This is a genomic window from Streptomyces sp. NPDC001822, from assembly GCF_042892135.1.
In the GTDB taxonomy this organism is placed as follows: Bacteria; Actinomycetota; Actinomycetes; order Streptomycetales; family Streptomycetaceae; genus Streptomyces.
In genome coordinates, this window is the sequence record NZ_JBIATW010000005.1 from 232,506 (window position 1) to 246,489 (window position 13,984).

Annotated in this window: 10 protein-coding genes; 3 read left to right on the forward strand and 7 right to left on the reverse strand. The window is 70.5% G+C overall.

The genetic code is table 11. The annotated features are described in order from the left end of the window. The first annotated feature begins 321 nt into the window (after positions 1 to 321). Together ACFYY2_RS14325 and ACFYY2_RS14330 are read left to right on the forward strand one after the other, a co-directional pair. Complete coding sequence (locus ACFYY2_RS14325; protein ID WP_388741826.1) at positions 322 to 1,416, forward strand: hypothetical protein; 1,095 nt, start codon at positions 322 to 324, stop codon at positions 1,414 to 1,416. A gap of 41 nt (positions 1,417 to 1,457) precedes the next feature. Further along, positions 1,458 to 1,958, forward strand: a complete 501-nt coding sequence (locus ACFYY2_RS14330; protein ID WP_388741830.1) for a hypothetical protein — start codon at positions 1,458 to 1,460, stop codon at positions 1,956 to 1,958. 51 nt (positions 1,959 to 2,009) lie between these two features. Here the strand turns inward: ACFYY2_RS14330 and ACFYY2_RS14335 are convergent, their stop codons facing one another. After that, on the reverse strand, positions 2,010 to 3,533 hold the full coding sequence (locus tag ACFYY2_RS14335) for an RICIN domain-containing protein (RefSeq protein WP_388741832.1): 1,524 nt from the start codon (positions 3,531 to 3,533) through the stop codon (positions 2,010 to 2,012). A 227-nt stretch (positions 3,534 to 3,760) separates the two neighbouring features. On the opposite strand from ACFYY2_RS14335, the gene ACFYY2_RS14340 reads away from it, so the two are divergent. Next, positions 3,761 to 4,804: a saccharopine dehydrogenase gene (locus ACFYY2_RS14340; RefSeq protein ID WP_388742420.1), complete on the forward strand. Its 1,044-nt coding sequence runs from the start codon at positions 3,761 to 3,763 to the stop codon at positions 4,802 to 4,804. A gap of 209 nt (positions 4,805 to 5,013) precedes the next feature. Here ACFYY2_RS14340 and ACFYY2_RS14345 read toward each other — a convergent pair whose 3' ends face one another. The 6 genes from ACFYY2_RS14345 to ACFYY2_RS14370 all read right to left on the reverse strand — a co-directional run bounded on the left by ACFYY2_RS14345 (position 5,014) and on the right by ACFYY2_RS14370 (position 13,675). Next, a complete protein-coding gene (locus ACFYY2_RS14345; RefSeq protein WP_388741835.1) occupies positions 5,014 to 7,233 on the reverse strand; it encodes an NADP-dependent isocitrate dehydrogenase in 2,220 nt (739 codons plus the stop codon). A gap of 134 nt (positions 7,234 to 7,367) precedes the next feature. Next, positions 7,368 to 8,867, reverse strand: a complete 1,500-nt coding sequence (locus tag ACFYY2_RS14350; protein ID WP_388741837.1) for an amidase — start codon at positions 8,865 to 8,867, stop codon at positions 7,368 to 7,370. Between the two features lie 176 nt (positions 8,868 to 9,043). After that, complete coding sequence (locus ACFYY2_RS14355) at positions 9,044 to 9,397, reverse strand: hypothetical protein (RefSeq protein ID WP_388741840.1); 354 nt, start codon at positions 9,395 to 9,397, stop codon at positions 9,044 to 9,046. Between the two features lie 182 nt (positions 9,398 to 9,579). Beyond that, positions 9,580 to 11,142, reverse strand: coding sequence for an NCS1 family nucleobase:cation symporter-1 (locus ACFYY2_RS14360; RefSeq protein WP_388741842.1), 1,563 nt, complete (start codon positions 11,140 to 11,142; stop codon positions 9,580 to 9,582). Positions 11,143 to 11,229: 87 nt separating this feature from the next. Next, positions 11,230 to 12,231, reverse strand: a complete 1,002-nt coding sequence (locus ACFYY2_RS14365; protein WP_388741844.1) for a TIGR03842 family LLM class F420-dependent oxidoreductase — start codon at positions 12,229 to 12,231, stop codon at positions 11,230 to 11,232. Between the two features lie 463 nt (positions 12,232 to 12,694). After that, on the reverse strand, positions 12,695 to 13,675 hold the full coding sequence (locus tag ACFYY2_RS14370) for an alpha/beta fold hydrolase (RefSeq protein ID WP_388741847.1): 981 nt from the start codon (positions 13,673 to 13,675) through the stop codon (positions 12,695 to 12,697). Positions 13,676 to 13,984: the final 309 nt, after the last annotated feature.

Genomic DNA, 13,984 nt, shown 5'->3' on the forward strand with positions numbered 1-13,984 from the left:
AGTGAAGTGGTTTATCACGCGGCATTACCGCACGCTCGGTCACCGGCAAGCAAAAACGACTTCGCAACCGAATGCGCGACCGAAGCAAATACCCCCAAAGCGGCAAGATTCGAGGTCATAGCACTACTGCGGGACACCGGGAGGTCACCGATCGGGTGATCACCGGCGCCATAAAAGCTTGATCACCCGTTTGAGTACGATGCCCGAAAGCGTCTTCTCGGGAAATTCCCCACCTGCTAGCTTCATTTGCCGGAGCGTGTGCGGATTCCTGTTTCCATTTCACCGAGTTCGGGTTTCGGCCAGATCAGTCGAGGACAGAAATTGCCTTCCAACGCGTACAACCTGGAACGGGCCAAGCGCCGGCCGCTGACGAAGAAGAACCTGCGGGAACTCAACATCGAGCAGACCTGGCAGACCATCCTGGAGCACCCGAACCTGGTCTACGTCGACGACTACGGGGTGCGGCACAAGCCCGTGGGGTTCTCCGTGAACAAGTCGAGCTTCGGTGCCTTCACCGGCTCCGCGTACCAGCTGGGGTGGCTCGCCTACATGAACCTCGGGGAACCGCTGATCGAGGAGCGGCGCAACATCACCCAGCCCCCGCCCGACACCTTCTCCTCGCGCACCTACGTCAACCGAAGCCAGTCCGAGATGACCTTCACCGACGCGGTCGACTTCAACGTGTCGAACGGTGCCACGTGGTCGCTTTCGGGAGATTCCAAGCTCACCTTCGGCGGCAGCGTCAGCGCGCAGCTGCAGTTGCAACTGCAGAACAAGCTCGGTCTGAACCTGCAGGGGCAGCTGGGGACCCAGCTCAAGAACGACATGTCGAACAAGAGCTCCAACACGATGACCAACAAGAACAGTAAAGACAGCGTGGGGATGGACAACGCCAACACGGTCGACACGACCGTGGCCAACGGCGTGACGAACTCCGCGTCCGCCTCGATGACCGGCTCGGTGGATTTCACGACTACGGGCAGTGCGTCCGGTACCGCTGCGCTCAACGCGGCGCTGGCCCAGGGCATCGCCGCCTCCGTAGGCGGTTCGCTGACCACGAGCTGGGCCTCGAAGTCGCAGATCTCCGGCAAGGTGCCGCCGGGGTCCCGCGTGGAGACCGTCGTGACGCAGCGACGCGCGCTGAAGCAGTACACCTACGAGATCCCGGTGACCTTCTCCGGGCTGCTCGCGGTGAAGTACGCCGTGCCGGTGGGCGTTCTGTCGCCGCCGCAGGAAGGGGACTATCCCGGCCTCGACCAGTTGGTCGCCCGCGACATCGGAGACCTCGACCTGGCGGGCGGGGGCTTCCGCATGAAGGGGCTGGCCGAGGTGGTCTCCGCCCTGGAGGTCCACCACACGATGTTCGACGGCGAGAGCCTGACCGACAGCGAACGAGAGCTGTACAAGCAGCCGTGACCCGGCGGGCGGCGCCGCCACAACGACCAGAGGTGACGACCATGGTGTTCAAGAACGTCTTCGACTCCGCGGGAACGGGCGCGGGGCTCTTCTCGGTGACCACCGATCGCGACAAGCCACAGCCCGGAGCGGGCGTCGACTTCGAGGACGCCGACGACGACACGTACGACGACACGACCACGAGCCTGTTCACCAGCGGAATCCACGGTGCCTCCCACCGGGCGAAGATCGTGCGGGAGCAGTCACCCGAAGCGCGGACCGTCCTCGGCTTCCTCGCCTCCTTCGTCCAGACCACCCAGGCGTCCGCCGGTACCCAGGCCGCGTACGCCCAGGACCCCGGATCGGTGTCCACGGCCGCGGCAGCCGGCATGGAGAAATCCAGCGAGACGGTGACGCGGCACGGCGACCTGCAGAAGGACGAGGGACTGCAGGCGCCGAAGAGGGATGATTTCAAGGCTCCCGACGCTCCCGCCGCCCCCAAGGCCGAGCAGCCCCCCAAGCCCCCCAAGGCAACCGCCGACAAGCCGTCCGATCCCAAGTAGACCCGCGGGCCGAGTGGTCAGGGGCTTCCTCGCCCCTGACCACTCGGGCGTTCACCCGGGGAGCAGTTCCCACTGCCGGTCGCGATGGTCGCCCTGCGCCCCGTACTGCCTGATCACCGCAGGGGCGTTGGTGTCGACGCGCAGAAGCAGACCGCTGTTGCGGTTCGCGATCTCGTACACCCGCGGAGTGTCGGTCACCGACCCCACCGGGATCAGCTTCCACTGCTGGTGGTCCGCACCGCTTCCTTCGTAGGCGCGCTGGGCGACCACCGCCCCGTCCACCGTCCCTCCACCGACGACTTCCAGGACCTTGCCGCTGCGCGTGTTCTCGATCCTGTACAGGACCTCGCCGTCGTTCTGGCCCGTCGCGAGCAGCCGCCAACGCTGGTGCGCCCTGGGAGAGGCGAGGGACTGGTGGATCTCGGCGCCGTCCTTGGTGGACTCGCGCAGAACTCCCATCCGCAGCCTGCTGCGGACGTTGGCCCAGGACACCACCGTGCCCGACTCGGGCAGCCCGGCCATCTTCTCCGAGGCGACCTTGCGGATCCGGTTGTTGAAGTGGTCCGCGATGTAGAGGGTGTCGACGCAGTCCACCGCGAGGCCGAACGGCTTGTTCAGCTGGGCCTGGGCCGCCGGACCGTCGTCACCGCCGTATCCCGCGGTGCCGGTGCCCGCGACCGTGCTGATCGTCCCGTCGGCGGTGACTTTGCGGACCCGGTGGTTTTCGTAGTCGGAGATGTAGAGGGTGCCGGCACTGTCCACCACCACGCCCAACGGGAAGTTCAGCCTGGCCGATGTCGCCGGGCCGTCGTCACCGCTAGAGCCTGCGACGCCGCTCCCCGCGACCGTGCTGATCGTCCCGTCGGACGCGACCTTCCGTACCCGGTGGTTGCCGGCATCGGCGATGTAGAGCTCGTCCGACCCGTCCACCGCCAGCGCGTACGGGGTCTTCAGCTGAGCCGCCACCGCCGGTTCGCCGTCTCCCTTGAATCCCGCGACCCCGCTCCCCGCGATCGTGCTGATCTTCCCGTCCGCTGCGACTTTCCGGATCCGGGAGTTCCTGTGGTCGCAGATGTAGAGGGCGCCGGTGCTGTCCACCGCCACTCCCAACGGGTAGTTCAGCTGGGCCTTGACGGCCGGACCCCCGTCGCCGCTGAACCCCGCGGCGCCCGTGCCGGCGACCGTGCTGATCTTCCCGTCGGCCGTGATCTTCCGGACCCGGTTGTTGGCGGAGTCCGTGACGTAGACGCTGCCGGCACTGTCCACGGCGATGTCGCGCGGGCAGTTCAACAGAGCCAGGGCGGCGGGGCCGTCGTCGCCCCGGTAGCCGGCTGCGGCCCCCGCGACCGTGCTGATCTTCCCGTCCGTCGTGATCTTCCGGACCCGGTGGTTGCTGTAGTCGGAGAGGTAGAGGGTGCCGGTGCCGTCCACCGCGATTCCGTACGGCCGGTTCAACTGAGCGGCGACAGCCGATTCGTTGTCCCCCGCGAACCCCGCGGCCCCGGTCCCGGCGACCGTGCTGATCCGGGGTTCGAACGTGTCGCCGCTTGCGGATTCCGCCTGGGGAGTACTCATGGCCGTCCCTTTCGTCGTTCACCGACCGTCCGATACGGACGGTTGTCGCATGACTCCAGCAAGTCACACGGCCGAAGGGGTGGCAAGATCACTACCGGGTGGTCCTGGCGGGGCGTGTTGACGCGACGTCGCACGCGACAGCGGCAGCCCCGCGCACGGGGGGCGACGCATGGGCGTGGCGGCCCTGCGCCCGGGCGTACCTGTCGGAGACTGATCCGGTGCCTGACATGCTGCGGCTCTGGTTGAGACACGAATCCCGGCCGACGGAACGGCGTGCCGCTCTGACACCTGAGGACGCCCGCAAGCTGATCGAAAGAGGGGTGCACGTGACGGTCGAGGAGTCACCGCAGCGCGTCTTCCCCATCGATGGGTACGCCGGCGCCGGCTGCGTCATCGCGCCGCAGGGAAGCTGGGCACGGCGTTGCCCCTCGACGGCCTACGTCCTGGGACTCAAGGAACTTCCCGACGAGCCCGCGGCGCTGGTCCATCGGCATGTCTTCTTCGGCCACGCCTACAAGGGGCAGCCCGGGGCGCCGCGACTGCTGCGGCGCTTCGAGGCCGGCGGCGGCACTCTGTTCGACCTTGAGGAACTCCTCGACGCCGAGGGCCGTCGCATGGCCGCCTTCGGCTACTGGGCGGGATACGCGGGCGCCGCGCTGGCCGTGCTCCGGTACCGGGGTGTCATCACAGCGCCGCTCGTCTCGTGCTCCCGGGCAGAACTGCACGGAAGGCTGGCCCGCGGGCGACACACGGGCGACGTCACCGCCGTGGTCATCGGTGCGGACGGACGCTCGGGACACGGGGCATGTGACGCACTCACGGCGGCCGGTATCGAGCCGACGCGTTGGGGATGTGAGGACACACGCGACCTGGACCGTAACGCACTGCTCAGGCACGACATCCTCGTGAACACGATCGGCAGTCGGCGACCCGTGGCGCCGTTCCTGACGATGGCAGACCTCGACAGCGAGCGGCGGCTGTCCGTGATCGCGGACGTGACGTGCGACGTGGGCTCGGAACTCAACGCCCTCCCCGTCTACGACCACGCCACCGACTGGATCAACCCCGTGGAGCGGCTGCGCGGAAGCCCCCACCCCGTGGATGTCATCGCCATCGACAACCTGCCCTCCCTCGTTCCGGCCGAGGCCAGCCGGTCCTTCTCCGCGGACCTCTGGCCCCTCCTGCTGTCACTCGGGGACGGCTCAGAAGTCTGGGACCGCTGTCTGGGTGCGTTCCGTCGTGCGGTGGCCCTGCTCGGTGAGCGGGACTGAACAGCCCCGTGACCGTCCGGAATTGACACCGGGCAGTCCGACGAGCCGGAGGGCGCGGAAGGCGGCCCCCTGCTCATGGGCGTCACCGATCTGGCCCTCCCGGGGCCCCTGGGACACACCCGGGAACGCGAACGGCCGCCCCGGCGGGTGGGTACTCGCCGGGGCGGCCGTCATGCGTGGTGCCGCGTCCGCGGACGCGGCGGCCGGGCTCAGCCCAGCGTCGCGATGGCCTTGTTGAAGGTGGCCGACGGACGCATCACGGCCTCCGCCTTCGCGGGGTCGGGCTGGTAGTAGCCGCCGATGTCGACCGAGGTGCCCTGCACGGCGATCAGCTCGTCGACGATGGTCTGCTCCTGCTCGGCCAGCGTCTTGGCGAGCGGTCCGAACGCCTCGGCGAGCGCGGCATCGTCGGTCTGCCGGGCCAGCTCCTGGGCCCAGTAGAGCGCCAGGTAGAAGTGGCTGCCGCGGTTGTCGATGCCGCCGAGCCTGCGGCTCGGGGACTTGTCCTCGTTGAGGAAGGTGCCCGTGGCCCGGTCCAGGGTCTCGGCGAGCACCTTGGCGCGCGCGTTGCCCGTGGTCGTGGCCAGGTGCTCGAAGCTCACCGCGAGCGCGAGGAACTCGCCCAGGCTGTCCCAGCGCAGGTAGTCCTCCTTGACCAGCTGCTGGACGTGCTTGGGCGCGGAACCGCCGGCGCCCGTCTCGAACAGTCCGCCGCCGTTCATGAGCGGGACGACCGAGAGCATCTTCGCGCTGGTGCCGAGCTCGAGGATCGGGAAGAGGTCGGTGAGGTAGTCGCGCAGCACGTTGCCCGTGACCGAGATGGTGTCCTCGCCGCGGCGGATGCGCTCCAGCGAGAAGGCGGTGGCCTCCTCCGGCGTACGGATGGAGATGTCCAGGCCGTCGGTGTCGTGGTCGGCCAGGTAGGTGTTCACCTTGGCGATGAGGTTGGCGTCGTGCGCGCGGCCCTCGTCGAGCCAGAACACGGCCGGGTTGCCCGTGGCGCGTGCGCGGGTGACGGCGAGCTTGACCCAGTCCTGGATGGGGAGGTCCTTGGTCTGGCACATCCGGAAGATGTCGCCGGCGCCGACGGCCTGCTCCAGCACGACCTCACCCTTGCCGTCGACGACCCGCACGGTGCCGGTGGCGGGGACCTCGAAGGTCTTGTCGTGGCTGCCGTACTCCTCGGCCTTCTGGGCCATGAGCCCGACGTTGGGCACCGAGCCCATGGTCGACGGGTCGAAGGCGCCGTTGGCGCGGCAGTCGTCGATGACGACCTGGTAGACACCGGCGTAGCTGCTGTCCGGGAGGACCGCGATGGTGTCGGCCTCGTTGCCGTCCGGACCCCACATGTGGCCGGAGGTGCGGATCATGGCCGGCATCGAGGCGTCGACGATGACGTCGCTCGGGACGTGCAGGTTGGTGATGCCCTTGTCGGAGTCGACCATCGCCAGGGCCGGGCCCTCGGCGAGCTCGGCCTCGAAGGAGGCCTTGATCTCGGCGCCGGAGTCCACGGAGTCGAGCCCCTTGAGGATGCCGCCGAGGCCGTCGTTCGGGGTGAGGCCGGCCGCCGCGAGCACGTCGCCGTACTTGGCGAAGGTGTTCGGGAAGAAGGCGCGGACCACGTGGCCGAAGATGATCGGGTCGGAGACCTTCATCATCGTGGCCTTGAGGTGGACCGAGAACAGGACGCCCTCGGCCTTGGCGCGCGCGACCTGGGCGGTGAAGAACTCACGCAGCGCCGCGACGCGCATGACGGCGGCGTCCACGACCTCGCCCGCCAGGACGGGTACCGACTCGCGCAGCACGGTGGTGGTGCCGTCGTCGCCCGCGAGCTCGATGCGCAGGGAGCCGGCCTCACCGATCACGACGGACTTCTCCGTCGAGCGGAAGTCGTCGACGCCCATCGTGGCGACGTTCGTCTTCGAGTCGGCGCTCCAGGCACCCATGCGGTGGGGGTGGGCCTTGGCGTAGTTCTTCACCGACGCGGGGGCGCGGCGGTCGGAGTTGCCCTCGCGCAGGACGGGGTTCACCGCACTGCCCTTGACCTTGTCGTAGCGGGCGCGGACGTCCTTGTCCTCGTCGGTCCGCGGGTCGTCCGGGTAGTCCGGAAGCGCGTAGCCCTGCGCCTGCAGCTCCGCGATCGCGGCCTTCAGCTGGGGGATCGAGGCCGAGATGTTGGGCAGCTTGATGATGTTCGCGCCGGGAGTCCTGGCCAGCTCGCCGAGCTCGGCGAGTGCGTCATCGATACGCTGGCCCGCCTCGAGGCGCTCCGGGAAGCCGGCGATGATCCGGCCCGCCAGCGAGATGTCGCGGCGCTCGACCGTGACACCCGCGGTCGAGGCGTAGGCCTCGATGACGGGCAGGAACGAGTACGTCGCCAGGGCAGGGGCCTCGTCGGTGTGCGTATAGATGATGGTCGAGTCAGTCACCGGGTGCTCCGCTCCACGTCTGCAAACATTGCTTGACATCAAGATATCTCCTGACCGCCCCCCTCTCCACAGTGGCCCGCGTCCTTCGGCGCGAAGGCGTGGTCGGGCCCCGGCACCGGGCGGGGCGGATCGGCTCAGCGCACGCCGTCCGGCCCGAAGGGCGGTGCACCCGGGGCCGGCGGGCGGTGCTCGTACCAGCGCCGGTCGGCCTCCAGCTGCGCGGCGAGCGAGATGAGCCGGGCCTCGCCGCGGGAGGGACCGAGGAGCTGGGCCCCGATGGGCAGACCGTCGAGGGTGAAGCCCGCGGGGACGTTGATCCCGGGCCAGCCGAGGACGTTCCAGGGCCAGGCGTAGGGGCAGGCGGACGTCATCGCGAGGTCGGTGCGCCAGGCGCTCAGGCGGTCGAACGCGCCGACCCGCGGCGGCGGGGCGGCCGTCGTGGGGGTGAGCAGCACGTCGTAGCCGTGGCCGCCGCGCGCCGTGTCGAAGAAGGCGCCGAGCCTCGCGTGCTGGCGGACCTCCCGGGCGCGTGCGGCACGCACGACCCGGCCGCCGAGCCGGGTTCCGGTGCGCAGGGCGCTTCGGGTGCGGGGGTCGAGCAGGCCCGGTTCGGGGTGCCGCGCGGCCAGCTCGGCGATGCCGGCGGTGGCGCGGGGGACGAAGGAGAGGCCGATGAGCCCGTAACGGGGGCGGGCCTCCTCGACGTGGTGGCCCAGCCGGGCGAGGACCTCGGCGAGTGCGGTGACGGCGCGCAGGACCTCGGGGTGGGGGGCGTTGCGGGTGAGGGTGAGGGGCGGCCTGAGGGCGACACCGATGCGCAGTCTGCCGGGGTCCCGCCGGGCCGCGGCGGACGCGTCGATCCTCGGCGGGCGGTGCGGGTCCGCGGGGTGCGACCCGGCCGCGGCGTCCAGGAGGAGGGCCGCGTCGGCGACCGTACGGGCCAGGGGTCCGTTGACGGTCAGTCCCTGGAAGGCATCGCTCTGGGGATGGACGGAGACCCGGCCGCGCTGGGGCTTGATCCCGACGAGGTGGGTCCAGGCCGCGGGGATGCGGATGGAGCCCGCGCCGTCCGAGCCCAGCGCGGCGGGGACCAGCCCGGCCGCGACGGCGGCGGCGGACCCCCCGGAGGAGCCTCCGGGGGTGTGCGCGGTGTTCCAGGGGTTGCGGGTGCAGCCGAAGGCGGGCCCCTCCGTGAAGGCCCACTGGCCCAGCTCGCAGGAGTTGGTCTTGCCGACGACGACGGCCCCTGCGGCGCGCAGCCTGCGGACCGCCTCGCTGTCGGCGGTGGCCGGCGGCAGCGCGCCGTCGCAGCCGAAGTAGGTCGGCATGCCCGCGACGTCGGTGTCGTCCTTGACGGCGACCGGCACTCCCAGCAGCGGGAGCCGTTCCCCGGCGTCGAGCCTCCGGTCGGCGTCGGCGGCCTCGGCGAGCGCCGCGTCCGTACGCAGTTGTCGGAAGGCGTTCAGGGTGTGGCGGCTCGCCTCGATGCGGGCGAGGGCGGCGGCGACCAGGGCCGAGGAGGTCGTCCGGCCCTCGGCCAGTGCCCGCACGCTGTCGGTGAGGCCGGGCTCCGCGGTGCACGGCTCTTCCGGCCTGAACGGCCCGGTCCGCTCCGTGGGGTCTGCTGAGGACATCGCTGCCGCCTCCTCGCGTGCGCCCGTGCACCGGTCCCGGGGCCGCCCCGGGACCGCCCGAGCGGGTCTACTGGAGAGTAACGAGGCGTGGAGGCCTGCTCAAGCACGCCGCACCAGGCACGCGGCCCGTCTCCCCGTAGCCCTGCGGAAGACGGGCGCACGGCCTCCGGCGCGTCCTACGGACGGACGTGGATCTCGCCGATGCCCGTGCCGAGCCCGGCGCAGTGGGCGGTCGACTGACCGGACTGGCCGGGACTCAGTGTGACGCGCTCCCCGTCGACGTCCGGGGACCAGCCGCAGACCAGGTGGACCCAGAAGGTCTGTGTGGACGAGCCGTTGTTCCTGCAGAGCGCGTAGCCGGTGTAGTCGTCGATCGCGTGCTTGCCGGTGTCGCAGGACAGTCCCGGCGGTGTGGCGGCGGGCGCGACGGCAACGGCCGATGTCGCCGGCACGGCGAGTGCGAGGGTCAGGCCCGCGACGGCGGTGCGCGCGAGAGCACGGAGGGCATTCCCCTTGAAGTGCTTGTTCATCTCTCCCCTGTCTCCGGTGAGTTCCGGTGCTCCCGGTGAGTTCCGGTGATCTTCAGGGGCACCCCTCCCCGACGTTCCGTAGCCGAAAACAGCGCCTGACCTCACCCTCCGTACACGCGCACGCCTGTCCGAAGCGGACCTCCTGCCCACGGCCGCTCCGCCCCCGGAGGAGACGGCCGGCGTCAGTGCTCCGCCGGGCCGGACACCGGTTCCTTCCTGACGCCCGGGCTCAGCAGCACGTACAGCACCAGCGAGGAGGCCAGGCCGACGGCCCACCCGTAGTCGGCGAGCGGCTTCAGGAAGGGGATCAGCCCGTCGGCGGGGAACGGTCCCTTGCCGGGCGCCGAGTGGGAGCCGCCGACGGCGAGTACGCCGCCGGCCACGAAGGCGGCCACGGCGCGCCAGTTCCACCCGCCGGTGTACCAGTAGCGGCCTCCGGGCCGGTAGAGGTCGGGCAGGTCGAGGACCGTGCGCCGGATGATCCAGTAGTCGGCGATGAGGATGCCGGCGACCGTGCCGAGCAGACCGCCGACCAGTCCCAGCCAGGTGAAGATGTACAGCTCGGGTGTCTCGGTGAGCTTCCACGGCATGATCAGGACACCGACGACCCCCGTGATCAGGGCGCCCGTACGGAAGTTGATGACCTTCGGCGCGAGGTTCGCCAGGTCGTACGCCGGTGAGACGACGTTCGCCGCGAGGTTCACGGAGATCGTCGCGACCAGCACGGTGATCAGGCCGAAGAGCAGCCCGAAGACGTTGTCCGTCCTGGCCACCAGTTGCACCGGGTCCCAGATCGCCTCCCCGTACACGGCCTGCGAGCCGGAGGTGACGAGGACGGAGAGCAGGGCGAAGAGCGTCATCGTCGTGGGCAGGCCCAGCGACTGCCCCCGGATCTGGGCCCGTTGACCGGAACCGAAGCGCGTGAAGTCGGGGATGTTCAGGGAGAGCGTGGACCAGAAGGCGATCATGCCCATCAGCGAGGGGAAGAAGACCGGCCAGAAGTCCGCGCCCCACCCGAGGGCCGACGGCTGGTCCAGAAGCGGACCGAAGCCGCCCGCCTTGACCGCGACCCAGACGAGGAGGACCAGCGCACCGACGATGACGAACGGCGCCGCCCAGTTCTCGAAACGGCGCAGGGTGTCCATGCCCCGGTAGATGATGGCGAGTTCGAGCACCCAGAACAGGACGAAGCAGAGCCAGAGCGTCCACGGCTGGCCACCGATCTCACCGGCCCGCGCCCAGCCGCCGAACATCTTGCCCAGCAGCGTGAAGATTCCGACGCCGCCGATCCACGTCTGGATGCCGAACCACGCGCACGCGACACCCGCCCGGATCAGGGCCGGCAGATTGGCGCCACGCAGGCCGAACGACGCCCGGGCCAGGACGGGGAACGGAATGCCGTACTTGGGGCCTGCATGGCCGGTGAGCAGCATCGGGGCCAGCACGATCAGGTTGGCCAGCGCGATCGTGAGGACCGCCTGCTTCCAGTCCATCCCGAGCGCGACGAGTCCGGAGGCCAGCAGCCAGGACGGGATGTTGTGCGCCATCCCGATCCACAGGGCCGCGAAGTTGTACGTCGTCCAGCGGCGCCGCTCCAGAGGCACCGGCAGCAGATCGTCGTTGACGAAGCGGGGGTCGTCGGGGATTGATCCGGGGGCGAGTTCGATCCGGCCCGACGGGTCGGTTATCCGCCCGCCGGACGGTGACGGCGGGACGGGTGGAACAGGTGGGACGGTAGCGGTCATGGTGGCGTGACCCTTCGCTCGGGAGAGGTGCCGTGCGGGGCGCGGGCGCGTGGTGCCTGGACTGCCGCTGCGGGTGGGTGAAGGGCGTCAGGCGGACAACGCGGGGATGATCGTGGAGCCGTAGGCGTCGATGGTCGCCTCCCGTGCGTCGTGCATGTTGTACACGGCGAACTGGTCGACGCCCAGGTCGCGCAGGACCTGGAGCTTCTCGATGTGTGCCTCGGGAGGCCCGAGCAGACAGAAGCGGTCCACGATCTCGTCGGGGACGAAGGCCGTGTCCGGGTTGCCGGCGCGGCCGTGATGGCTGTAGTCGTATCCGGAGCGTCCGGCGATGTAGGCCGTGAGCGCCTCGGGCACGAGGCCGGAGTGCTCCCCGTAGCGGGAGACGAGGTCGGCGACGTGGTTGCCGACCATCCCGCCGAACCAGCGGCACTGCTCGCGGGCGTGGTCCAGGTCCTCGCCCACGTAGGCGGGCGCGGCCACGCAGACGGTGACGGAATCCGGGTCGCGTCCGGCGTCGGCGGCCGCCTGCCGCACCGTCTTGATCATCCACTCCGTGAGGTAGGGGTCGGCCAGTTGGAGGATGAAGCCGTCGGCCTTCTGCCCGGCCAGCGCGAGGGCCTTGGGTCCGTAGGCGGCCATCCAGACCGGCAGGCTGCCGTCCTTCACCCAGGGGATCTGCACCGGCTGCCCGTCGACGGTGGCTTCGCGCCCCTCCGCCAGGTCGCGGATGACGTCGATGGCCTCGCCGAGCCTGGCAAGGGTGTTGGGCCTGCGCCCGGCCACGCGCATCGCGGAGTCCCCGCGGCCGATGCCGCAGACGGTGCGGTTGCCGTACATGTCGTTGAGGGTGGCGAAGGTCGAGGCGGTGACCTCCCAGGTACGGGTGCCCGGATTGGTCACCATCGGCCCCACGACGAGCCGTTCGGTGTGCTCCAGGATGCGGCTGTAGATGACGAAGGGTTCCTGCCACAGCACGGCCGAGTCGAAGGTCCAGCCGTAGCGGAATCCGTTCCGTTCGGCGCGGCGCATGAGTCCGACGACGGCCGAGGCGGGCGGGTCGGTCTGGAGGACGAGTCCAAAATCCATGACAGATGCTCCTACTCGAAGTACTGACACATGGCGCGCGGGTGAGACCGCCGTGCCCGGGCCGAGGACGCGCTTCCCGCCGACGGACGCCGGCCCGGCGGCGGCACGCCGGAGGAAGGACTGCGGGGCGACGCCTCGGTGGTCCGCTCCGGGTGAGCTTTCCACACGGGGCAGCGGCCGGCCCGGTACCGCGGCCCCGCCCGAAGGCGAGTCGCGGGGGGACAATCCTGGACCCGTGGGCGGGCTTTGGGAAGGGGCACTCTACGCGCGATGCGCCCGGTGTCCCGGGCATGGGCGCGAGGCGGGGTGACACGGCGCCCGAAGGGAGCACCGGGAGGGGACGGTGCAGGAGGGAGCGGCGCTCCGGGGGAGGTTCCGGCGTGTCGTACACGACCGCGCCCCGCCCCCGGTCCGTGGTGGACGACGGGGGCGGGGCGGGGCGGCGTACGGCGAGCGGCGGGGCTCAGACCCGCTTCGAGCGGCGGCCGCCGAGCACCAGGGCCGTGCCCGTGACGAGTGCGAGGAGCGCCGCGCCGGTGAGCGCGGTGGCCTGCGTGGACATGCCGGTCCTGGCGAGGGCCGGGCCGCTGTCGTGGGCGGCCCGCAGGATCAGGTCGGTGACGGCGCCGGGGTCGGTCTCCAGTACCGCGTGCGGGGCGTCCACCTCGACGGTGGTGGAGCCGGCCCTCCGGGCCATGTGGCGCAGGTTCTCGGTACCGATGGTGCGGTCGTCCGTGGCGACGAGGTACCACGACGGGATCGTCTTCCAGGCGGGCGTCCCGGACGGTTCCGCGCCGGCCACGGGCGTGACGGGGCGCTGGGACGCGGCCAGGACGGCGGCCCTGCCCGCGTCCACCCGGTTGCTCAGGAACACGTCGCTGAACTTGTCGGGCTTGATGTAGAGGTCCACGTCCGTGGGGCTCTTGCCGATCGGCACGGCGTCGAGGGCGGTGGGGACGGGCGCGGCAGGATCATCCGTGAGGCGGCTTCCCGGATGCTCTGCGGCCAGCGCGAGCGTGTTCTCCCCCTTGTCCGGCGCGAATGCGGCGATGTAGACGAGGGACTCCACGTCGGGGTTGCCGGTGGCCGCGTTGGTGATGACGGCGCCCCCGTAGGAGTGGCCGACGAGGACGATCGGCCCCTTGATCGCCTTGAGCCGGGCCGCCAGATAGGCGGAGTCGCCGGACAGGCTGCGCAGCGGGTTGGCGGTGGCGACCACCGGATAGCCCTTGGCCTGGAGGCTCTCGGTCACCTCGTCCCAACCGGAGGCGTCGGCCCAGGCACCGTGAACCAGCACGACCGTCGGCTTCGCACTCTCGTGGGACCGCGTGTCACCGGCACCCTCGGACGCCAGGGAGGGGCCGGCGGTTATGAGCGCCGCTGCCGGCAGGAGCAGTGCGAGAGGAAGGATCCGTCGGTTCCGGGGGTGCCGTAGCTGCGTCATGACCACTCTTTCGAGAAGGAGGGAGGCTGAACGCTGACGACACTGCCGCCGGTGAAACGGCCCGGCACTGTCAGGCGGTCCGGGCGGGTGAACGCCGCCCCCACGTCCCTCTCCCCCGCGCCGGGAGCTCGCTCGGACCCGTGCAGGAGGCCCTCTCGACGGCCACCTGGCGCGAAATGAGACTTATGCCACTTAGCGGTATCGTTTGTGGCGTTTGGTCGCGGTCTCGGCGCCTCCCGGCGGCGGCAGCTCCGCCCCCGCAAGCCGACGCGCTGCCGCACGTCTCCCTCCTCGCACCAGCGGTTCAAG

Bases quoted from the DNA above. Each gene is read 5' to 3' on its own strand.
- ACFYY2_RS14350 (WP_388741837.1), bottom strand. From the start codon at position 8,867: ATGTCCTCAGCAGACCCCACGGAGCGGACCGGGCCGTTCAGGCCGGAA.
- ACFYY2_RS14370 (WP_388741847.1), bottom strand. From the start codon at position 13,675: ATGACGCAGCTACGGCACCCCCGGAACCGACGGATCCTTCCTCTCGCA.
- ACFYY2_RS14355 (WP_388741840.1), bottom strand. From the start codon at position 9,397: ATGAACAAGCACTTCAAGGGGAATGCCCTCCGTGCTCTCGCGCGCACC.
- ACFYY2_RS14330 (WP_388741830.1), top strand. From the start codon at position 1,458: ATGGTGTTCAAGAACGTCTTCGACTCCGCGGGAACGGGCGCGGGGCTC.
- ACFYY2_RS14360 (WP_388741842.1), bottom strand. From the start codon at position 11,142: ATGACCGCTACCGTCCCACCTGTTCCACCCGTCCCGCCGTCACCGTCC.
- ACFYY2_RS14340 (WP_388742420.1), top strand. From the start codon at position 3,761: ATGCTGCGGCTCTGGTTGAGACACGAATCCCGGCCGACGGAACGGCGT.
- ACFYY2_RS14365 (WP_388741844.1), bottom strand. From the start codon at position 12,231: ATGGATTTTGGACTCGTCCTCCAGACCGACCCGCCCGCCTCGGCCGTC.
- ACFYY2_RS14335 (WP_388741832.1), bottom strand. From the start codon at position 3,533: ATGAGTACTCCCCAGGCGGAATCCGCAAGCGGCGACACGTTCGAACCC.